Below are 22,472 nucleotides of genomic sequence, written 5' to 3'. Positions count from 1 at the left end.
TCCCGGCAGACTCACTGGAGAACACATCGCAATGTCAGTTAACGGTCGTATCCACTCATTTGAATCCTGCGGCACCGTCGATGGTCCCGGCATCCGTTTTATCACCTTCTTTCAGGGCTGCCTGATGCGCTGCCTCTACTGCCACAACCGCGACACCTGGGATACCCACGGCGGCAAAGAGATCAGCGTTGAAGCGCTGATGGCGGATGTGCTTTCCTATCGCCATTTTATGAACGCCTCTGGCGGCGGTGTTACGGCCTCTGGTGGTGAAGCGATTCTTCAGGCTGAATTTGTGCGCGACTGGTTTCGCGCCTGTAAAGCGGAAGGCATTCATACCTGTCTCGACACGAACGGTTTCGTACGCCGCTATGATCCGGTGATCGATGAACTGCTTGATGTTACTGACTTAGTGATGCTCGACCTGAAACAGATGAATGACGATGTGCATCAGATTCTGGTGGGGGTCTCTAATCACCGTACCCTGGACTTTGCCCGTTATCTGCAGAAAAAAGGCAAGAGAACCTGGATCCGTTTCGTTGTCGTACCGGGCTATTCCGATGACGATGACACCGCGCATCGCCTGGGCGAATTCACCCGTGATATGCAGAACGTTGAGAAGATTGAATTGCTGCCCTATCACGAACTGGGTAAGCATAAATGGATTGCGATGGGTGAAGAGTACAAGCTGGATGGCGTAAAGCCGCCGGGTAAAGAGACGATGGAGCGCGTGAAAAACATTCTCGCCAGTTACGGCCACGAAGTGATGTACTAACAATCGGCCACAAAAAAGGGAGCTTAATGCTCCCTTTTGGCCAAATGGCGATCAGGCATGTGCCACTGGCGTAGCCTGATGATTCGTTTTGCGCAGCAGCATAACCAGATAAATCAGCGCCACAGCCGCGATCATCACGAACAATAGCTGGTCAGAATAATTCTGCATCAGAACAGAGGTCATTGCCGGTCCAGCCAGACTGCCTACGGTATAACTCATCAGCAACGCCTGGTTCATTGCAACCAGCTCATGGTGGGCGACCGTCTCACAAGCCCAGGACATCGCCACCGGATAGAGTGTGAAGCCTGCCAGGCCCAGCACAAACAGCGCAGGCGCCATCGCGGCATTGGTCAACATGGCCATCGCGCCCAGGATAACGACAAAAACCTGAACCCGTAGCACCAGCATGCGACCAAAACGATCAGCCAGGCGGCCAACGGGCCACTGGCCCACAATACCTGCGCTGACCAGCAACGCCATCCAGTAACCGACATTTGCGTCACTCATTCCCTGATGTGACAGGTAAAGCGGCATCAGGCCATAAAGCGAGCCCAGAAGGATGCCAGAGATGATGCAGCCATTAATACCCAGGCGGGAACTACGACGACGCAGCATCGGCCAGATGCGGGCCGGAGCCGCCTCTGTCGCTTCACCATTACTGGAAACGCGGGTAAAGACCAGCGGCAGCACGGCGCAGAAGACCAGCGAGGTTACCCACGGGATCACGCTGAGTAATTCCGTAGAGAGTTTGCTGACCAGTAACTGGCCGGTCACAGTACCGATGTAATAGACAACCATGTAGGCCGCCAGCAGTTGTCCGCGATTACGCACCGTGCCGCTGCACAGAAGTGCGCTCTCAACCACCACCCACATCAGCGCACAGCCGACACCCGCGATGAATCGCATTGAACTCCAGGCCCAGAAGCCCGACATCATCGCCAGGCACAGGGTCGCGACGGCAAACATCACGGTAGCCAGGTAATAGCTGCGATTGAAGCCATACTGTCTGATTAACCAGCCAGCCAGCAGCGTGCCTGCGAGATTACCGGTGTAATAAGACGAACTTACTATACCCACCTGCCAGGTTGTCAGTAAGTCATGCGTCAGCCACAGTGGAACGAGCGTATTCAGCACGGCAATTGCGACAGTCATTAACATCAGGCCGCAAAGCAGCAGTATCACGGGGCGTGACCAGGTTGACATAGGGGATAGAAACCAGAGCAAATGAAGGAAATTGCGCGCAGTTTGCCATTAGCTTTTTTAAAGTCAATGGAAGGAATTTAACGGCAGCACATTTTGCTGGCCGACAATTTAATTTACTAATCTTCAGTGGGTTACAATCGTCTTGGGCGACATGCGGCTAAATGCTATCTCTATGAAAAATTAGGTTTTTAAGCACTCCAGCACATCTGTTATCGATAACGTTTATTTGTGATTAAATCAGCGCGACATAAATCCTATTTTTCAGATGCAGGACATAAAAAAACCCGGCCATGGCCGGGTCTTAAGATGCCTGATTGCTTAGCCGATAATTTCGACGCCCTTCATGTAAGGGCGTAAAACTTCCGGTACGGCGATACGACCATCTTCCTGCTGATAGTTTTCCAGCACTGCCACCAGGGTACGGCCGACGGCCAGACCTGAACCATTCAGGGTATGAACCAGACGCGGCTTCTTATCCTGTTTGTTACGGCAACGCGCCTGCATACGACGCGCCTGGAAATCACCCATGTTGGAACAGGATGAAATCTCGCGGTAGGTGTTCTGCGCCGGTAACCAGACTTCCAGATCGTAGGTTTTAGTCGCTCCGAAGCCCATATCGCCGGTACAGAGTAAAACCTTGCGGTATGGCAGGTTCAGCAGTTGCAGAACTTTTTCAGCGTGGCCGGTCAGCTCTTCAAGCGCCTCCATAGACTGTTCCGGGGTAACGATCTGCACCATCTCAACTTTGTCGAACTGGTGCATACGGATCAGACCGCGTGTGTCACGACCGTAAGAACCCGCTTCGGAACGGAAGCACGGTGTATGTGCGGTGAGTTTAACTGGCAGGGTATCCTCTTCGAGGATCTCGTCACGCACCAGGTTGGTCAGCGGCACTTCCGCGGTAGGAATCAGTGCATAGTTGCTGCTGTCTGACTCCTCTTCCAGCGGACGGGTGTGGAACAGGTCTTCGCCAAACTTAGGCAACTGTCCGGTACCGTAAAGCGTTGCGTGGTTAACCAGGTAAGGCACGGAGGTTTCAAGGTAGCCATGCTGCTCAGTGTGCAGGTCAATCATAAACTGACTCAGTGCACGGTGCAGGCGGGCAATCTGCCCCTGCATGACAACAAAGCGCGAACCGGTCAGTTTCACGGCAGCCGCAAAATCCAGGCCTTTAGCCGCTTCACCCAGCTCAACGTGATCTTTAACCTGGAAACTGAACTCGCGCGGCGTACCCCAGCGGCTCACTTCCTGGTTTTCGCTGTCATCTTTGCCCAGCGGCACTTCGTCTGCCGGAATGTTCGGCATTGCCAGCGCGAAGTCACGAATTTGATTCTGCAGTTCGTCCAGTTCTGCTTTAGCGGCATCCAGGCGTTCGCCCAGCGCATTCACTTCCTGGCGCAGCGGCTCGATGTCTTCCCCACGTGCTTTGGCCTGACCGATGGATTTGGATCGGGAGTTACGCTCTGCCTGCAAATTTTCTGTTTCCACCTGCAGTACTTTGCGACGCTCTTCAAGCGAACGCAACGTTTCCACATCCAGTTTGTATCCCCGGCGTGCCAGTTTTTCTGCGACTGCGTCTGGCTCGTTACGCAGCAGATTGGGATCGAGCATGCTTATCCTGTGTATAAAAAGTTGGTTGAAAGAAGGGACGCATTCCTGTGGAATGCGTTGAAAACATTGCCCACATTACCGTAAGGTCTGTTTCAGCGGTAGCGTTTTGTCGGGCTATTTTGATCCTGCTCAGCCAGCCAGCTTAGCTTTTCACCAATCTTACCCTCAAGCCCGCGCTGGGTTGGCGTGTAATAGCGCGGGCTGGCCATTTCCCTGGGAAAATAGACTTCACCGGCAGCATAGGCGTTGGTTTCATCATGAGCATAACGGTACTCTTTGCCCAGCCCCATCTCTTTCATCAGCTTAGTCGGCGCGTTGCGCAGATGTTCCGGCACATCGTAATCAGGATTATCACGCGCATCACGCATCGCGGCTTTAAAGGCGTTATAGACCGCGTTACTTTTCGGCGCACAGGCCAGATAAACAATGGCCTGAGCGATGGCGCGCTCCCCTTCTGCCGGACCCACGCGCGTGAAGCAATCCCAGGCTGCAATCGCCACCTGCATACCGCGTGGATCGGCATTGCCGACATCTTCGGAGGCGATAGCCAGCAGCCGGCGTGCCACATAGAGCGGATCGCCGCCTGCGGTGATGATGCGCGCATACCAGTAGAGCGCTGCATCTGGCGCGGAGCCGCGAACCGATTTGTGCAGCGCCGAAATCAGATCGTAAAAACGATCGCCTTTGTTATCAAAACGCGCGGATCGCTCACCCGAGACTTCGTTAAGCAACTGAGGCGTCAGTTCACGCTGACCTGAGGCGGTGGTTTCGGCCATATCTGCCATCATTTCCAGCGTATTCAATGCCCGGCGTGCATCACCATTAACCAGTTCAGCAATCATCCTGCGGGTATTATCCGGCAGCACGATGTCACTCTCGCCATAACCTCGCGCTTTATCCTGCATCGCCTGATCCAGCACCTGCTCAATATCTTCGAGCGTCAGTGATTTCAGCAGGTAAACGCGGGCGCGTGACAGCAATGCGGAGTTAAGTTCGAAAGAGGGATTTTCGGTGGTGGCACCAATAAAGGTGATGGTGCCATCTTCAATATGGGGCAGAAAAGCATCCTGCTGGCTCTTGTTGAACCGATGGACCTCGTCCACAAACAGAATAGTGCGCCGTCCGGCGTGTTTGTTCTGTCGGGCACGCTCAATCGCTTCACGGATCTCTTTCACGCCGGAGGTCACTGCAGAGATACGCTCTACATCAGCATTACCGTAATGCGCGATGATCTCAGCCAGCGTGGTTTTGCCGGTCCCGGGCGGTCCCCATAAGATCATTGAATGCAGATGCCCGGCTTCAATCGCACGCGGCAGCGGTTTACCCGCGCCCAGCAGATGCTGCTGACCAATGTACTGTTTCAACGTTTCTGGCCGCATACGCGCGGCCAGAGGTTTGAAATTCTCGGTGGAAAAATCCAGGGACAGGTTACTCACCGTGACCTCACTGACGTTGGTCGTCCACCGTCACGCCTTTTGGCGGTGTGAACGTGAATTTATCCGGGCTGATCGCGCCATTCTGCTGGCTTTTCAGCTGGTAATCGCTGCGCTGACCATCCTGCTCAATCGCGCTGAAGCGGTTAATGGTGCCGCTGGACGTCACCTGAATAGTGAACTGTTTCAGGTTGCCGTCGCTGTTTTTCGGGGTCAGTTCGAAATTGTCACCCTGCTGTTTGATGTTATATTGCTTCCAGTCGTTTGACTGGTTGCGGGCAATCAGCATAAACGGCGTGTTGCTGGTGGCATTCTGCAGCAGGCTGACAGTAGCCTGCTCAACAAACGGGTTGTAGAACCAAAGCGATTTGCCGTCGGAGATGATGATACTTTCGTCCGGTGCGGTCATGTGCCAGTTAAACAGGCTGGGACGTTTTACCCACAACTCACCTTCGCCGTCCTGCACATTGGCGCCGCTGCTGTCGGTCACTTTTTGCGTGAAGCTGGCGTGGAAGCTGCTGACCTTATTCAGGCGCTGCTGCAGATCACTGGAAGCATCAGCCAATACGCTGGCTGAAGAAAAGGTGGCCAACAGGCCCAGAGCGATTACGCGTAATTTCATCTGCTTCAATTCCTTATTTAAACGTTCCCATCGATAACTGCATTAAGCCTGGTCGCCGTTCCGCCATCAGAACAGAAGAAAAAACCGAAAGCTGATTCAGATATGGGGCTTAACCGTATAAAAAACAATGAGCCAGTCGGAACTGGCTCAGTGAGTAGTGTTTCAAAACATTTAACTGCTACATGTCGTGTGGGGGCGGAGACAGGACTTCACGGTTACCATTGTGGCCTGGTGCAGAGACAATGCCCTGCGCTTCCATCTGCTCAATGATACGTGCCGCACGGTTATAGCCAATGCGGAACTGACGCTGAACGCCTGAAATCGATGCTCGACGTTTATCAACCACAAAGCCGACTGCCTGGTCGAACAGCGGATCGAGCTCTTCATCACTGTCGATGCCACCGGCACTTTCGCTCTCTTCGCCCGCGGTAATGCTGTCGATATATTGCGGACGCCCACGCGCTTTCCAGTCCTGAACCACGGCATGCACTTCCTGGTCACGAACAAAGGCACCGTGCACACGAATAGGCAGGGAGGAGTTTGGCGGCATATAGAGCATGTCACCCATCCCCAGCAGTGACTCCGCGCCGCCCTGATCGAGAATGGTACGTGAGTCAATCTTGCTCGACACGGTAAAGGCGATACGCGTCGGGATGTTCGCTTTGATCAGGCCAGTAATCACATCCACGGATGGGCGCTGTGTTGCCAGCACCAGGTGGATACCTGCGGCTCGGGCTTTCTGTGCCAGACGCGCAATCAACTCTTCAACTTTTTTACCCACTGCCATGATCAGGTCGGCAAACTCATCGACCATTACCACGATGTAAGGCAGTTTTTCCAGGACCGGCGGCGTCATATCCATACTGTCGCCCGGCTTCCAGAACGGATCGGGAATCGGACGGCCCATCGCTTCAGCCTGTTCCACTTTCTCGTTGTAACCTGCCAGGTTACGCACGCCCAGCGCCGACATCAGCTTATAGCGACGCTCCATTTCGCCAACACTCCAGCGCAGCGCATTGGCGGCATCTTTCATGTCTGTGACGACTTCGGTCAGCAGGTGTGGGATGCCTTCGTAGACCGACAGCTCCAGCATTTTCGGGTCGATCATGATGAAGCGAACTTCTTCCGGCGTCGCCTTATAAAGCATGCTGATAATCATGGCGTTCACACCCACAGATTTACCGGAACCGGTGGTACCGGCTACCAGTAAGTGCGGCATTTTCGCCAGATCGGCGACGACAGGCTGACCCGCAATATCTTTACCCAGCACAACAGCCAGCGGTGACGGATTGTCGCGGAATTTAGGGCAATCCAGTACTTCACGCAGATAGACTGTCTGACGATGCTTGTTAGGCAGTTCCAGACCCACGTAAGGCTTGCCTGGAATCACTTCCACCACACGAACCGCAACCGTGGACAGCGAACGTGCTAAATCACGCGACAGGTTTGAAATACGCGCCGCTTTCACGCCAGGTGCCAGGTCGAGTTCAAAACGGGTAATAACCGGGCCAGGCGAGATGCCAACCACTTCCGCTTTCACACGATAATCACCCAGGCGCGACTCAACCAGACGGGCGGTCTGCTCCAGCGAAAACATGTCCACCGGCTCTTCTTCTTCAGGTGGCGCAGTCAGCAGATCCAGTGAAGGCAGTGGTGTAGACGGTTTCTCCAGAGGCTGTTCATGGCGCATCAGGAACGGATGAATCAGGCTGTCATGCAGCGAAGGTTTCGCTTCTTCAACCGGCTGAGCCGGCACGGCGGCTGGCGAACCATAAGCTGGAGCAGAATAAGCCGGAGCCTGAGAAGCCACTGGCGCACCATAAGCGGGCGCAGAGGGTGCTGCAGGCGCTGCATACACAGGCTCAGACGAGGCTGCTGGCGTACTGTAATCTGATTCTGCCGGGATAAAGCGGTCAGGTGCAGGAACCTGAGCCGGAGCCTGAGGTTGTGAAACCTCACTCACCTGCTGCCATGGTTCGTGTGAAACCGCAGGAGCTTCCGGTTCTGGCGTCGCGGCAATCGTAAACAGCGGTTCAGACGGGCCGTCATCCACCAGATCTTTCATCGGTGAAAAATCAAACGCTGAGGCGGTATCAATATTAAATACCGGCTCTTTTTTCACTTCAGGTTCATAGCGCTGTTGCTGCTGCTCGGCGAACTGACGTGCCAGTGCATCCTGATGCTGAGCATCCTGCTCATCTTCCTCGTCCTGCTGCCAGCTGGTGCCATAACGCTGCTGCTGTTCAGACTGGAAGGCCTGACGCAGTTCAGCCTGCTGCAGCGCCTCTTCAGCATCAGGTGCAGCAGAAACTGATCCAGCCGGGGCCGTTTCGCTCTCTTCCGTTTTTGCTTTCTCTTCAGCCATGCGCTGAGAAGGCAATTTAATGCCATAAGAGGCCAGCTCACGACGGGTTGGCAGTTTTACCGGGTTAGGACGCGGTAGCGCCGGTCCGATGCCCTGCTTAACCTGCGGGTTGGGATTGGTTTCAGGGGCTAAATCGAAAACAGGGGCAGTACGCGTGGTCGCCTGGGCCGCAGTGGCAGCGACGGCGGCCGCAGCTGCAGGCATTGCTGGTGTGTCGCGCCAGTTCCCCATTTTAGGTTCATCGTCGTCGTAAGCACTGAACGACGGCGCAGCCGGGGCCTCGTCCGGCATTTCAAAGTGATAAAGCGGTGGTGAGGTCGCAGATGCAGAAGCACTCTGCGCCGGAGTCGGAGCCGTTGCTGCACCATAGGATGCTGGCGCGCTCTGCACGGCCGCAGGCGCGGGTTGTGCCGTCGGCGATGCTGGCATAGCTGCAGGCGCAGATGCCGCCGCAGAAGACGCTGCAACAGCGGCAGGCGTTACCGGAGCGGCCGGCGCGAGCGTCACCTCTGCGGCTTCCGCCGTTGCCGCTACCGCCGCGCTGGTTGCTGCTGCCGCTTTAGCCAGCAGAGGATCCGGCTGTGACGCCGCAGGCTGGGCGGCTGCACGTGGAGCAGAAAGCAGCACATCTTCATCTTCATTCTGATCGGCAGCATGCAGTTCAGGCACATCCGCGTATTCATGCGCGTCCTGCTCGTCATCCTCTTCCTGCCAGGGTTCATCGTGACGTGAACGGTTGCTGGCAAACGTCAGCACACCCATCACCACGCCACCAATTCTTTCTGCGATGGTGAGCCATGACCAGCCGGTGTAAAGGGTAATGCCCGCCGCCCAGACGCAAAGCAGCATAAGCGTGCCACCCGCTGGACTGAACCAGGGGGCAATCGCATTACTCACCAGGCTACCAATCACGCCGCCTGAGGCGAAGTACCAGATATCATCGGCATTTAGCGCCGCCATACCACAGGTCGTCACCACCAGTGCCAGGACGCCAATTAAGCGCAGCCCGACAGCAAAGTAGTCAAAGTAGTCCTGGCTGTCGCGCTGACGGAAAGCAATCCAGCACAGACCCAGGATGACGGGCGGAATGGCGTACGCCATCACACCAAAGATGAAGAGTAAGGTGTCAGCCAGCCAGGCACCGACGCTGCCGCCGATATTGTGGATAGGTTCATGCCAGGCCGTTTGCGACCAGCTCGGGTCGGAAGGGTTAAAACTGACTAAAGAAACCATCAGGTAGATGGCAAACAACGCCACCAGAATAAGCAACGCTTCCAGCAGACGACGTCCACTGCTCAGCGATTGTAACGAAACGTCTTTATCTTCTGTATATTCCTGGCTCAAGAGGACTCTCCAGGTGCCTGTAAAGTAAGAAGCAACAGCGCCGGGCGAGCCCGACGCTGATCCTGTATGAATTCACAGGAGTGTACCGAAATCTAACAGGTTTTGCACCTGCCCCGCATCAGCGGGTTTTGATCACCAGTCGATTGCTCTGTTTGACCTCTTCCATCACCACGTAAGTTCGCGTGTCGTTTACGCCGGGCAGGCGCAACAGGGTTTCACCCAGCAACTTACGGTAGGCAGACATATCAGGTACGCGCGTTTTCAGCAGGTAGTCGAAATCGCCGGAAACGAGGTGACACTCTTGAGTTTCCTCAAGTTTTTGCACAGCGGCGTTAAATTGCTCAAACACATCCGGCGCACCACGATTCAGAGTAATCTCAACGAATACCAGTAGAGATGCATCAAGGTAGTGCGGGTTCAACTGCGCGGTATAGCCAAGAATAAATCCCTGACGTTCAAGACGACGCACGCGTTCAAGACATGGCGTAGGCGATAAGCCTACGCGTTTGGAAAGCTCTACGTTTGAAATGCGACCATCTTTCTGAAGTTCATTCAGAATGTTCCTGTCAATTCTGTCGAGATCTTTTCCGGGGCGTTTCTTATTGTCTACCATTATTATTGTCTCTCTTAATTCCTTCCCTTTACCTGCCACGCCCTGAAAACGCTCATTGTTCGGGGCATTTCTGAAGTGAGCTAACAGAGCCTGTGTTCTGAAATCTATCGACATGACGCATATTGTCTGTCCACATCATGCGTCATTATCCATATCAGGCTGCTTTTATTCGGCGTTAAGTGCAAAACAGGCGAGGAAAACCTGTTTTGTTCCGATAAATGTTATTCGCTTCTGATAATGTTTTCGCAAAAGCGCAGGCGATTGTCAAAGTAAAATCACCAAATTCAGGACAAGATGCCAGACAGTTAGCTGGGTATCTGTTTTTAAATGAGTATTTTTGCACTTTTGCACCCATTCAGCCCGAGTTTTGCCCCCTTTTGGCGCATTCGCCAGGCAAAACTGCCGTTCATCGTCTACGCCATTTGCAGCTATCGTTAACAAAATTGGCTAAGCCTTGTCATTGTCGCCGGATATTCCCTACAATCGCAGGCTATGTCAGCCGAATGAAACTGAGGAACGCATGAGTACGGCCAAACACAGTAAGTTACTCATTCTGGGCTCTGGCCCAGCGGGTTATACCGCAGCCGTTTATGCTGCACGCGCCAACCTGAACCCCGTATTGATCACGGGTCTGGAAAAAGGCGGACAGCTGACCACGACCACTGAAGTGGAAAACTGGCCGGGCGACCCGCACGATCTGACAGGTCCATCGCTGATGGAGCGCATGCACGAGCATGCCGAAAAATTCAATACTGAGATCATTTTTGATCACATCCACACGGTGGATCTGCAGAATCGTCCGTTCCGCCTCACTGGCGATAGCGGCGAATACACAGCAGATGCGCTTATCATCGCAACGGGTGCGTCGGCACGTTATCTGGGCCTGCCATCTGAAGAGGCGTTCAAAGGCAAAGGCGTTTCTGCCTGCGCAACCTGTGACGGCTTTTTCTATCGCAATCAGAAAGTCGCGGTGATTGGCGGTGGCAACACGGCCGTTGAAGAAGCACTTTATCTGGCGAACATTGCCGCTGAAGTGCACCTGATTCACCGTCGTGACAGCTTCCGCGCTGAGAAGATCCTGATTGACCGCCTGATGGAAAAAGTGCGTAACGGCAATATCGTGCTGCACACTCATCGCACGCTTGAAGAAGTGGTAGGCGATCAGATGGGCGTGACAGGTCTGACGCTGCGTTCTACCCAGAACAGTGATGAGACGGAAGCACTGGAAGTGGCGGGTCTGTTTGTTGCTATCGGGCACAGCCCGAATACGGCCATCTTTGAAGGTCAGCTGGCGCTGGAGAACGGATACATCAAAGTTCAGTCCGGTTTACACGGCAACGCCACCCAGACCAGCATCCCTGGCGTTTTTGCAGCAGGTGATGTGATGGACCATATCTATCGTCAGGCGATTACCTCTGCGGGCACTGGCTGCATGGCTGCGTTAGACGCTGAGCGTTTTCTTGACGGGTTAGTTAAAAACGATCAGTAAGTTGTTAACCCTCTGATCTCAAATGTTCCAGGCGACGGTTTTTCCGTCGCCTTTTTTATTGCTCTCATGCTAGATTCTTGCGCCTGAAGAGATGGAAATGTCTTTCCATTTTCCCCCATCATCGATATTTATCATGGTCTCGCATGGACAAATCGCGGCAGCAGCATCTTACCCGCTGGCTTCGTCAGCAACGTCGTTTCGCCGGTCGCTGGTTGCGACTCAACACGCTGCTCGGCACGGCGAGTGCACTGCTGATCATTGCCCAGGCCGGTTTACTGGCCTCGCTGCTTCAGGCGCTGATTATTGATCAACAGCCGCGCGAAACGCTGACGGTCAGCATCCTGCTATTACTGCTCTGCTTTGTGCTCCGTGCCCTGATTAACTACGCCCGCGAACTGACCGGTTACCGTGCCGGGCAGGCTATCCGCCAGGCTTTACGACAGCAGGTTCTTGACCGGTTATCTGATCTCGGCCCGGCGTGGATTCAGGGAAGGCCAGCCGGTAGCTGGGCAACGCTGTTGCTGGAACAGATCGAAGAGATGCAGGAGTATTACGCCCGTTATCTGCCGCAGATGACACTGGCAGTCGTGATCCCCTGCTGCATTCTGCTGACCATTTTCCCGTTGAACTGGACGGCAGGTCTGATTCTTTTTGCCACCGCGCCGTTGATACCGCTGTTTATGGCGCTGGCTGGAATGGGTGCTGCCGAGGCCAACCGCCGAAACTTTCTGGTACTGGCTCGCCTGAGCGGGAATTTTCTGGACCGCCTGCGCGGCAGAGAGACGCTGCGACTGTTTCATCGTGGTGAAGCAGAGCAGCAGGCCGTTGCCGCCGCCACCACCGATTTTCGCCAGCACACCATGGAAGTGCTGCGCCTCGCCTTTCTCTCCTCCGCCGTACTGGAGTTTTTTGCCTCGTTAGCGATTGCCGTGGTGGCCGTCTATTTTGGTTTCTCCTATCTGGGCGAATTGCATTTCGGTGATTATGGCCAGGGCGTGACGCTGTTTGCCGGCTTCCTGGTGCTGATCCTTGCCCCGGAGTTTTTCCAGCCACTGCGCGATCTCGGTGCGTTCTATCACGCCAAAGCGCAGGCGGTGGGCGGTGCCGATGCGCTTGAAGCCTTTATGCAGGCGACGCCCGACGCCGCGCCGCAGAGAGGCCAGCGCCCTTTCACTACCGATCACGCCATCGCGATAAGCGCTGACGATCTCTGTGTCTGCGCACCTGATGGCCAGGTGCTGTGTGGCCCTCTTACTTTTACCATTGCCGCGGGTGAGCAGATTGCGCTGGTCGGTCAAAGCGGGGCGGGTAAAACGGCACTGATGAACGCTCTGCTCGGGTTTCTGCCCTATCAGGGCTCGCTGAAAGCCAATGGCGTCGAACTGCGCGATATACGACGGAGCGACTGGCATCAGCAACTGAGTTGGGTAGGACAGAATCCTCAATTACCGGCCAGCACCTTGCGCGACAACATCCTGATGAATACCACCTGGGACAGCGAGCGCTTTGCAGCACTGCTGGAAGCGTGCGGCATTAATGAGTTCCTGCCGCGTCTGCCCCTGGGCATTGAGACCCCGCCTGGCGATGGCGGTCATCAGCTGTCGGTGGGCCAGGCGCAACGGGTCGCGGTTGCACGTGCACTCTATAAAACCTCACATTTTTTGCTGCTTGATGAACCGGCCGCCAGCCTGGATGCACTCAGCGAACGCCATGTGATGCTGGCGCTGAACGAGGCGGCAGATCGGCAGACCACACTGATGATTACTCATCAGATCGATACGCTGAGCCGCTGGCAGAGCCTATGGGTGATGGAAGCGGGTAAGCTGGTCCAGCAGGGTAACTGGCAGCAGCTGTCACAACAGCCAGGTGCCTTTAGCGAGATGCTGAAGCATCGCCAACAGGAGATCCGCTGATGTCCGCCTTGCGTCCTTTTCTTCGTCTCTGGTTGCGCCACCCTTTTCGCCTGACGCTGGGCATCGTGCTGGCGATTGTTACCCTGCTGGCCAGCATTGGCCTGCTGACGCTCTCTGGCTGGTTTCTGGCCGCCTCGTCAGTGGCCGGTGTCGCGGGTCTCTATACCTTTAACTACATGCTGCCTGCGGCGGGCGTCCGTGGCGCAGCCATCATTCGCACCGCCGCACGCTATGCTGAGCGGCTGGTCAGCCACGATGCAACGTTCAGGGTGCTTCAGCACCTGCGTGTCCACACGTTCAGCCGCCTGATGGCCCTTTCCCCTGGCCAGCTTTCGCGATTCCGGCAGGCGGACCTGCTCAACCGCTTTGTGGCTGATGTCGATACGCTGGATCATCTCTATCTGCGCGTCATCTCGCCACTGCTTGGCGCTTTTATCGTGAGTGTCGTGGTGACCTTCGGGATGAGTTTTATCAATTTTCATCTGGCACTGACGCTGGGCGGCATCATGTTGAGTACGCTGGTACTGATGCCAGCCCTGTTTTATCGTCTGGGATCGCCGGCAGGTGTTGCCATTGCCCAGGGTCGTGCCCACTGGCGCTTACAACTGATGCAGTGGCTGGCGGCCCAGGCTGAACTGACATTGTACGGTGCCTCGCAGGGATGGCGACAGCAGCTCGATGAAGATGAACAGCGCTGGCAGCAGGCACAAAGTCAACAACAACGCTTACAGGCCGCCGCACAGTGTCTGCTGCTGCTGATCAGCGGTGTAACGGTCACACTGCTGCTCTGGCTGAGTGCCGCCACCATCAGCGAACAGCAGTTACCCGGTTCGCTGATTGCGCTGGTAGTGTTTTGCGCCCTGGCCGCCTTTGAAGCGCTGGCACCGGTAGCAGGCGCCTTCCTGCCTATGTCACAGGTGATAAACGCCGCTCAGAGAGTCAATGACATTATCGACCAGTCTCCTGCGATCACTTTCCCGGCACATTCCGAGGCCCGACCGGGACCTCTTTCGATCGGGATCGATCAGCTCGACTTCAGCTATCCCGACCGTCCGGATAAGGTGCTAAACCGTTGTACTCTCTCGGTAGCAGCCGGTGAGCATATTGCGCTGCTGGGGCCGACCGGCTGCGGAAAATCAACATTGCTGGCGCTGTTAACCCGTGGCTGGGAGAGCCAGCACGGCGTTATCCGTTTAAATGATCGGCCGATTCGCGAATGGTCAGAACCCGCGTTGCGCCAGCGCATCAGCGTGGTAACGCAGCGGGTTCACCTCTTCAGCCAGAGCCTGCGCGATAATTTACTGCTGGCTTGCCCTGATGCCAGTGATGAGCAGTTAACTCGCGCACTCAACGACGTCGGCCTGCAGCGCCTGCTTGAAAATCAGGAAGGCCTGAACGCCTGGATGGGGGAAGGCGGTCGCCCGCTGTCAGGCGGCGAACTGCGCCGGCTGGCGCTGGCGCGCGCATTATTACACGATGGCGATCTCTGGCTGCTGGATGAACCTACTGAAGGGCTGGATGCCACTACCGAGCAGCATATTCTGACGCTGCTCCAGCAGTTGACCGCCGGGAAGACGATGATCATGGTCACGCATCGTCTCAGCGGCCTGGAGCTGATGGATCGCATCTGCGTAATGGATAATGGTGCCATTGTTGAACAGGGTAGCCATGCGGAATTAATCTCAAAAGCGGGCCGCTACTGGCGTTTCCGGCAGCGGATTGCGTTATAGTCATAGCGAAATGCTGATGAGTAACGCAACGCGATGAGACTGGTACAACTGTCACGGGAATCTCTGCAATTTCCCCCACCTGAAATGGCACTTCGTGAGCCAAATGGCTTACTGGCTATGGGTGGGGATCTCTCCCCTGCCCGGCTGCTAAATGCTTATCAGTGCGGCATTTTTCCATGGTTTTCCCCCGGCGATCCCATCCTCTGGTGGTCACCCGATCCCCGAGCAGTCCTGTTGCCCGAGCAGTTTCACCTGAGTCGTAGCATGAAACGCTTTCACAGCCGTTCACCTTATCGGGTAACGATGAACGAGTCATTCGACGAGGTGATCGAGGGCTGCGCTACCGGTCGCGAAGAAGGCACCTGGATTACTTTTGAAATGAAGCGCGCCTGGTTGCGATTGTATGAGCTGGGCCATGCCCACTCCATTGAAGTGTGGGATGAACATCAGCTGGTGGGTGGCATGTACGGGCTGGCGATGGGGCAAATCTTCTGCGGCGAATCGATGTTCAGCCGTCAGCAGAATGCCTCTAAAACCGCACTTTGGGTATTTTGCCAGCATTTTATCCGACATCAGGGCCGTCTGGTGGATTGCCAGGTGCTTAATCCCCATACCGCGTCATTAGGCGCGCAGGAGATCCCGCGCGCTGATTATCTGCAATATGTACAAAGCCTTGCCAGTCAGCCGGTCAGCGATGGATGCTGGCAGACACAAACGCTTTTTTAGTGCTACTGAGATGTTTTGCACACATAAAGGCGCATAAGTGGTATAATAGTCGAGTTTGGTATGTCGTCCGCGCTTCGCAATAACGAGCCGGAATTGCCAGGCTGGGAATCTCAACGCACTCTCGGAACTGTTTTCAATCGTGCGCGTGTTACCGGTTGATACAGATTCTTAGCCCGCTAATCCCCTGCAGACGCCACCATAAACACCCTAATTTTACCGGATGCACGTAACTGACGTGCACCCCGGCAAAGCGTTGGCAAAATCGCCGACGGTTCTTTACATAAATCGTTGAATTGGGCATTATCTTGCCGGTTCAACTGAAAGGTAGTACACCCAGAGGATTCGATGGCCAAAGAAGACAATATTGAAATGCAAGGTACCGTACTGGATACGTTACCTAACACCATGTTCCGCGTAGAACTTGAGAACGGACACGTGGTCACTGCTCACATCTCCGGTAAAATGCGCAAAAACTACATCCGCATCCTGACGGGTGACAAAGTGACCGTTGAGTTGACCCCGTACGACCTGAGCAAAGGCCGCATTGTCTTCCGTAGTCGCTAATTTGCAGTAACTTCATCGCTCTGCATGTTGAAGCGATAAAAAAGGCCGGATATTCATATCCGGCCTTTTTCACATCTGCAGCAAGTGATTAGTGCACAGTGCCTTCGGTTTTGCGTTTCTCAGCACTCAGGAAGTGATAGGTCAGTTCACCTTTCTCACGATCCAGCGCAACAGATACTGAGCCACCATCCACCAGCGAACCAAACAGCAGTTCATTGGCTAACGGTTTCTTCAGGCTGTCCTGCACGGTGCGCGCCATCGGACGTGCACCCATCGCTTTGTCATAGCCCTTCTCAGCCAGCCAGTCGCGCGCTTCATCACTGACTTCCAGCGACACACCTTTCGCATCCAGCTGCGCCTGCAACTCGACAATAAACTTGTCGACCACCTGATGGATCACCGCTGGTGACAGGTGACTGAACCAGATGATGTTGTCGAGACGGTTACGGAACTCTGGCGTAAAGATCTTTTTGATCTCTTCCATCGCATCGGTGCTGTTGTCCTGATGAATCAGGCCAATCGACTTACGTTCCGTCTCACGCACACCGGCGTTGGTGGTCATCACCAGCACCACGTTGCGGAAGTCCGCTTTGCGACCGTTGTTATCTGTCAGCATGCCGTTATCCATCACCTGCAGCAGCAGGTTGAAGACATCCGGGTGCGCTTTCTCGATCTCATCCAGTAACACCACCGCATGTGGATGCTTGATCACCGCATCCGTCAGCAGACCGCCCTGATCAAAACCGACGTAGCCCGGAGGTGCACCAATCAGACGACTGACGGTGTGACGCTCCATGTACTCGGACATATCAAAACGCAGCAGCTCAATACCCAGCGCTTTCGCCAGCTGCACAGTCACTTCCGTTTTACCCACACCGGTTGGCCCGGCAAACAGGAAGGAACCAACTGGCTTGCGATCCTGACCCAGACCGGCGCGGCTCATTTTGATCGCTTCCGTCAGCACCTCAATGGCTTTGTCCTGTCCAAACACCAGCATCTTGAGCCGTTCGCCCAGATTTCTCAGTGTATCGCGATCGGTTGCTGACACACTTTGTTCAGGAATACGGGCAATGCGGGCCACCACAGTTTCAATGTCAGAAACATTGATGGTTTTCTTACGTTTGCTGGCAGGCATCAGGCGCGCACGCGCACCCGCTTCATCAATCACGTCAATCGCCTTGTCAGGCAGATGACGGTCGTTGATATATTTCACTGCCAGTTCCACCGCTGCACGCACCGCTTTCGCGGTATACCGCACATCATGGTGGGCTTCATACTTGGTCTTCAGGCCGCTCAGGATCTGCACGGTTTCTTCAACAGAAGGCTCAGTGATATCGATCTTCTGGAAACGACGCGCCAGAGCACGATCTTTTTCGAAGATGTTGCTGAATTCCTGATACGTGGTAGACCCCATTACCCGAATCTTACCGCCAGAAAGTAACGGTTTAATCAGGTTCGCTGCGTCTACCTGGCCACCTGATGCCGCACCCGCACCAATGATGGTATGGATCTCATCAATAAACAGAATGCTGTGTTCGTCCTGCTCCAGCTGTTTCAGTAGCGCTTTGAAGCGTTTCTCAAAGTCACCACGATATTTGGTGCCTGCCAGCAGTGAACCAATATCCAGCGAGTAGATAGTGCAATCTTTCATCACTTCCGGTACATCGCCCTGCTCGATACGCCAGGCGAGACCTTCTGCGATAGCCGTTTTACCGACACCGGATTCCCCCACCAGCAGCGGGTTGTTTTTACGGCGACGGCACAGCACCTGAATAGTACGTTCCAGCTCTCTGTCGCGACCAATCAGTGGATCAATCCCACCGACGCGAGCAAGCTGATTAAGATTGGTGGTGAAGTTTTCCATACGATCCTCCCCGCCTGCTTGCTCTTCGTTAACCGGGTTTTCAGCGCCTGGCGCCTGGCCCGGTTCGTCTTTGCGCGTACCGTGAGAGATGAAATTCACCACATCAAGGCGGCTGACTTCATGTTTGCGTAACAGATAGGCCGCTTGCGACTCCTGCTCGCTGAAGATGGCGACCAGCACATTCGCCCCGGTGACTTCACTGCGACCGGATGACTGGACATGGAAAACCGCGCGCTGCAGAACGCGCTGGAAGCTGAGCGTTGGTTGAGTATCACGCTCCTCCTCACTGGCAGGCAGCACCGGTGTGGTTTGTTCGATGAAGGCTTCGAGTTCCTGCCGCAGAGCCACCATGTCCACCGTACAGGCTTCCAGTGCCTCTCTGGCCGACGGGTTACTGAGCAATGCCAGTAACAGATGCTCGACGGTCATAAACTCATGACGGTGCTCACGCGCTCTGGCGAAAGCCATATTTAAACTGAGTTCCAGTTCTTGATTGAGCATTAGGCACCTCCCCCAATTATCGCCCTTACCTGTTTCCTATATGGAGACGGGCTCAGGCTTTTTCCAGCGTACACAGCAACGGATGATGGTTTTCCCGCGCATAATTGTTCACCTGGGCCGCTTTTGTTTCGGCGACTTCTGCAGTAAATACACCACAGATCGCCTTGCCGTGATAGTGAACTTTCAACATCAGCTGCGTTGCACGTTCAACATCATAAGAAAAGAACTTTTGCACGACGTCAATAACAAATTCCATAGGTGTATAATCGTCATTATTCAGAATGACTTTATACATAGAAGGCGGCTTTAACCCTTCACGTACTTTGTCTTCGGCCAGATGTTCAAAGTTAAGCCAGTCGTTTGTGTTTGCCATAGTGTTCCGTTGAGATTTTGCTTTTAGCCTTTAAGTGGCTACATGTTGAGAGTTTAACATGCCTGTCAAGCTGCGGGCCGCTGCTGAAAATTTATTCAGAAATAACCTTGCGCGACCTGCATCACAAAATTTGCAATAGCGTTAACTGCCTCAAATTTTGATGATTTTTTCCCCATCCGGCCCGGTGGTTTGCTTGACGCCAGCGGCGCTTTCTCTACATTCTACCTGCACAGGCTGATTGAGTTTTAATCAAATCCGACTCACAGCTTCAAAGACCTCACCTACTTATAAAATGTCTTGCGAGGGAAGTAAAAGCATGGAGACGGGCACCGTTAAATGGTTCAATAATTCCAAAGGCTTTGGCTTTATCTGTCCGGTTGGTGGTGGCGAAGATATTTTTGCGCACTACTCCACCATTCAGATGGAAGGCTACCGAACGCTAAAGGCAGGCCAGCAGGTTCAGTTCGATGTGCATGAAGGTCCGAAAGGCAATCACGCCAGCCTCATCGTGCCGGTTGTTGAGGTACAGGCCGTGGCCTGATACTGAACCCACCTCTGTACAGAGCCCTAAAAATGCCAGCCAGTGCCGCTGGCATTTTTCATTTTTGACAGGCCATGTTTGACAGGCTTAGTCCGCCTGACCCTGCGCCAGCCCAATCACCCGGGCAAACATCTGCCGCATTAACGGCGGGATGGCTTCCGGCCCGCGTTCCGCCGCCGATGTCGCCACTGCGATCGCCAGTTCCGGCTTGGAGCTCTGGTGAATCGCTTTGGTAATAATACGCCTGGAACTCATCGGCGCGTTTAACGGCAGGTGCGCCATTTGATGATAAACATCCTGAAACCCCTGGTGATAGAGAAAGTTTTCCATATCCAGCGCGGGTAACTGCGTCAGAAAACGCGGCTCAGGATCACCCGGCTGTAACTGCGTGCGCGCCGTGCTGGCATATTTATTACCCGCCTGATCGCCATCTGTCAGCACGTGCCAGGCGATCCCCATGCGTCGGGCAAATTTCAGCAGCGGCTTCAGGCCCGATTGCGCAAACTCAATCACTTTCACCCCTTCCGCCGCGAAGTTGTAACCACACTGCTGCGCCAGCTCATTCATAATCCAGACCTCGGTTTCACCTTCGACCAGCAGCCAGCAACGGGCAAACAGGGCCGCCGGTCGATTGACGCGAATATGAAAGCCGATACGCCGACTCTCTTCGGCACTCAGACCTTCCGGACCGATGCGCCAGGCTGCTACGCGTGAGGACTGACGCACCAGACGGCAGACGTTTTCTACCGGCACCTGCGACAGCAGTTCAGCTGAATTGGTCGTGACGATTTTCTGTAGCGGCAGCAGCTTCAGCAGGTTCCAGGCCACGGACAGCATAATCGGATGCAGGCGGGTTTCCGGATCTTCAATCAGCAGCAGCGGCCGCGCACCGGCAGCTAGCGGAACGTCGCCTCGTGCTTCGATCAACAGGGTAAACATCTGCAGCAAAATCAGCTGACGGCTGCGGGAGTCAGTTCCGGCAATCAGCTGATTCAGATGATCCAGCGCCCGCCATCCCTGCACCCCATCGCGCATCTGCGGATCCCGTGACCGGGCCTCACTGCCTGCACCAGGCGGTTGCACCAGAAAATAGTGCTGCATCAATTGCTGCATCGTCTTGAGGCCCTGTCTCAGCACCTCATCGCTGAGTTGCTGAGGATGTTGCTCCAGATCGCGCGCCAGCGTCTCCATGCCCGCCAGCAGCTCAGGATGGGGACCGGTCACGGGCGCTCGGTTCCGCGTTCGCTTGCTGAAACGCGCGTCGCGCAACCGCAATACCGGATAACGCGTCAGCAACAGGTCGATTGCGTCCGCACAATTCTGCTCAGGCAACAGCTGGGCATTTACGTCAACGAAACGGCGACGGGTGTCGATGCCGCCGTCACGCCAGGTGGCGCTGACGCTGTAATAAAGCCGACGCTGGCCCTGCGCATCACGCTGCCAGAAGGTCGAGAGCACCGCGTCCGGATCGCTTCCGTCATCCCGAAAGTGGAACACCACTGAAATACGGCGCATCGGATCGGTCACATCACCCGGTGTAAAATGGAAATCCGCCTCAGTAAAAACATAGGCCGGTTCATAAGGAGAGAGCAGCAGGCTCATGACATCCAGCAGGCTGGATTTACCCCAGGCATTCTCACCAATCAGCAGAGTGGTGTGCGTTAAAGGCAGTGAGAGCTTATTGATACCGCGGAAGCCGCGAATGTCGATATGTTCCAGAATCATAGGCGTCCATCCTCAGTTTATAGACAGCATGGTTGTCGCCCGCGCGCCGGTCAAGCCGCTTTATCAGGGTTTACTCCGTTACGCTTTTTCGCTAGCGTGTGACCTCTTCTTCCAGGGATGGCAATGATATGTACTCCGGACTTCTGATTATTCTGCTGCCGCTAATCGCAGGCTGGCTGTTACCCTTGCGTAAAACCGCCACCCTGCGTCGGGTAAATCAACTGCTGGGCTGGATGGTTTACGTCATTCTGTTCTTTATGGGCATCAGCCTGGCCTTTCTCGACAACCTGAGCAGCAATCTGCTGGCCGTTTTTCATACGGCTCTGGTGGCGGCGTTCTGCATTCTGCTGTGCAATGTACTGGCGTTGCGCGGGCTGGAGAAATATGCACCGTGGCAGCATGCGCACCGGCAGGAGAAGCTTCCCTCGCGGCTGCATATGGCACTGGACTCGCTGAAGCTATGTGGCGTGGTTGTCATCGGTTTTCTGCTAGGTCTGACCCAGTGGTCACTGCTGCACCACGCCTCGACGGCCAGTGAATATGCGCTGATCTTCCTGCTGTTCCTCGTGGGGATTCAGCTGCGCGGCAGTGGAATGACTCTGCGTCAGATTATCCTGAACCGTCGCGGTCTACTGGTTGCCAGTGTGGTGCTGGTCAGCGCGCTGGCAGGTGGCATGATCGCGGCATTACTGCTGGGTGTTCCGCTAAAAACCGGTCTGGCGCTAGCCAGCGGCTTTGGCTGGTACTCTCTCTCTGGCATATTGATGACCGAAGCCTTTGGCCCGGTCATTGGCAGCGCCGCCTTCTTCAACGATCTGGTGCGTGAACTGGTCGCAATCATGCTGATCCCCGCGCTGATTGGCCGTCATCGTTCCAGCGCGCTGGGGCTGTGCGGTGCCACCTCAATGGACTTTACCCTGCCGGTACTGCAGCGGGCGGGCGGCAACGAGATTGTCCCTGCCGCTATTGTGCACGGTTTTGTGATGAGCCTGCTGGCCCCGATTCTGATCGCCCTCTTCTCTGCCTGAATTCGGTCTGAGATGTGCTGAGCTCTGCCAGCGCATTTTTTCACGCCTGCTTTTC

The 22,472-nt window shown here is 55.0% G+C and carries 17 protein-coding genes; 8 read left to right on the top strand and 9 right to left on the bottom strand.

All coding sequences use genetic code 11. The features are described from left to right. Positions 1–31 precede the first annotated feature (31 nt). Positions 32–772 carry a pyruvate formate lyase 1-activating protein gene (gene pflA, locus Q7C21_RS09395; RefSeq protein WP_008925842.1) on the top strand — a complete coding sequence of 247 codons (741 nt, stop codon included), beginning with the start codon at positions 32–34 and terminating at the stop codon, positions 770–772. A gap of 51 nt (positions 773–823) precedes the next feature. On the opposite strand, the gene Q7C21_RS09390 is transcribed toward pflA, so the two are convergent. The 6 genes from Q7C21_RS09390 to lrp form a co-directional block, all read right to left on the bottom strand. Continuing rightward, complete coding sequence (locus Q7C21_RS09390; RefSeq protein ID WP_003849339.1) at positions 824–1,975, bottom strand: MFS transporter; 1,152 nt, start codon at positions 1,973–1,975, stop codon at positions 824–826. A 318-nt stretch (positions 1,976–2,293) separates the two neighbouring features. Continuing rightward, complete coding sequence (gene serS, locus Q7C21_RS09385; protein ID WP_008925841.1) at positions 2,294–3,586, bottom strand: serine--tRNA ligase; 1,293 nt, start codon at positions 3,584–3,586, stop codon at positions 2,294–2,296. Positions 3,587–3,678: 92 nt separating this feature from the next. Next, on the bottom strand, positions 3,679–5,022 hold the full coding sequence (locus tag Q7C21_RS09380) for a replication-associated recombination protein A (RefSeq protein ID WP_375150643.1): 1,344 nt from the start codon (positions 5,020–5,022) through the stop codon (positions 3,679–3,681). Between the two features lie 7 nt (positions 5,023–5,029). Beyond that, positions 5,030–5,641 (bottom strand): outer membrane lipoprotein chaperone LolA, encoded by a 612-nt coding sequence (gene lolA, locus Q7C21_RS09375; protein WP_003849334.1) that lies wholly within the window; start codon positions 5,639–5,641, stop codon positions 5,030–5,032. 178 nt (positions 5,642–5,819) lie between these two features. Beyond that, the gene (locus Q7C21_RS09370) at positions 5,820–9,350 is read right to left on the bottom strand and encodes a DNA translocase FtsK 4TM domain-containing protein (protein ID WP_375150642.1); all 3,531 of its coding nucleotides are present in this window, start codon (positions 9,348–9,350) and stop codon (positions 5,820–5,822) included. Between the two features lie 118 nt (positions 9,351–9,468). Further along, a complete protein-coding gene (lrp, locus tag Q7C21_RS09365; RefSeq protein WP_006118610.1) occupies positions 9,469–9,963 on the bottom strand; it encodes a leucine-responsive transcriptional regulator Lrp in 495 nt (164 codons plus the stop codon). A 520-nt stretch (positions 9,964–10,483) separates the two neighbouring features. Between lrp and trxB the strand changes: the two genes are divergently transcribed. The 5 genes from trxB to infA all read left to right on the top strand — a co-directional run bounded on the left by trxB (position 10,484) and on the right by infA (position 16,385). Then, entirely contained in the window at positions 10,484–11,452 is a 969-nt protein-coding gene (gene trxB, locus Q7C21_RS09360) for a thioredoxin-disulfide reductase (RefSeq protein WP_003849329.1), read from the top strand. A 143-nt stretch (positions 11,453–11,595) separates the two neighbouring features. Continuing rightward, on the top strand, positions 11,596–13,365 hold the full coding sequence (cydD, locus tag Q7C21_RS09355) for a cysteine/glutathione ABC transporter permease/ATP-binding protein CydD (protein WP_375150641.1): 1,770 nt from the start codon (positions 11,596–11,598) through the stop codon (positions 13,363–13,365). Further along, entirely contained in the window at positions 13,365–15,095 is a 1,731-nt protein-coding gene (gene cydC, locus Q7C21_RS09350) for a cysteine/glutathione ABC transporter ATP-binding protein/permease CydC (protein ID WP_078804220.1), read from the top strand. The genes cydD and cydC overlap by 1 nt, the downstream gene beginning before the upstream one ends. A 33-nt stretch (positions 15,096–15,128) precedes the next feature. Beyond that, complete coding sequence (gene aat, locus Q7C21_RS09345) at positions 15,129–15,821, top strand: leucyl/phenylalanyl-tRNA--protein transferase (RefSeq protein ID WP_003849322.1); 693 nt, start codon at positions 15,129–15,131, stop codon at positions 15,819–15,821. Between the two features lie 345 nt (positions 15,822–16,166). Then, positions 16,167–16,385: a translation initiation factor IF-1 gene (infA, locus tag Q7C21_RS09340; protein WP_002211347.1), complete on the top strand. Its 219-nt coding sequence runs from the start codon at positions 16,167–16,169 to the stop codon at positions 16,383–16,385. A gap of 88 nt (positions 16,386–16,473) precedes the next feature. On the opposite strand, the gene clpA is transcribed toward infA, so the two are convergent. Beyond that, positions 16,474–18,750 carry an ATP-dependent Clp protease ATP-binding subunit ClpA gene (gene clpA / locus Q7C21_RS09335; protein WP_003849320.1) on the bottom strand — a complete coding sequence of 759 codons (2,277 nt, stop codon included), beginning with the start codon at positions 18,748–18,750 and terminating at the stop codon, positions 16,474–16,476. A 52-nt stretch (positions 18,751–18,802) separates the two neighbouring features. Next, on the bottom strand, positions 18,803–19,123 hold the full coding sequence (gene clpS, locus Q7C21_RS09330; protein WP_003849318.1) for an ATP-dependent Clp protease adapter ClpS: 321 nt from the start codon (positions 19,121–19,123) through the stop codon (positions 18,803–18,805). A gap of 316 nt (positions 19,124–19,439) precedes the next feature. On the opposite strand from clpS, the gene cspD reads away from it, so the two are divergent. Next, positions 19,440–19,664, top strand: a complete 225-nt coding sequence (gene cspD, locus Q7C21_RS09325; protein ID WP_003849316.1) for a cold shock-like protein CspD — start codon at positions 19,440–19,442, stop codon at positions 19,662–19,664. A gap of 87 nt (positions 19,665–19,751) precedes the next feature. Here cspD and Q7C21_RS09320 read toward each other — a convergent pair whose 3' ends face one another. After that, entirely contained in the window at positions 19,752–21,389 is a 1,638-nt protein-coding gene (locus Q7C21_RS09320; RefSeq protein WP_375150640.1) for a DUF2813 domain-containing protein, read from the bottom strand. 128 nt (positions 21,390–21,517) lie between these two features. Between Q7C21_RS09320 and Q7C21_RS09315 the strand changes: the two genes are divergently transcribed. Then, on the top strand, positions 21,518–22,417 hold the full coding sequence (locus Q7C21_RS09315; RefSeq protein ID WP_375150639.1) for a lysine exporter LysO family protein: 900 nt from the start codon (positions 21,518–21,520) through the stop codon (positions 22,415–22,417). The last annotated feature ends 55 nt before the right edge of the window (positions 22,418–22,472 follow it).

The sequence above is a fragment of the Pantoea sp. ANP04 genome (assembly GCF_041982285.1).
GTDB lineage: Bacteria > Pseudomonadota > Gammaproteobacteria > Enterobacterales > Enterobacteriaceae > Pantoea > Pantoea eucalypti.
This window is presented reverse-complemented; position numbering and strand designations above follow the sequence as displayed.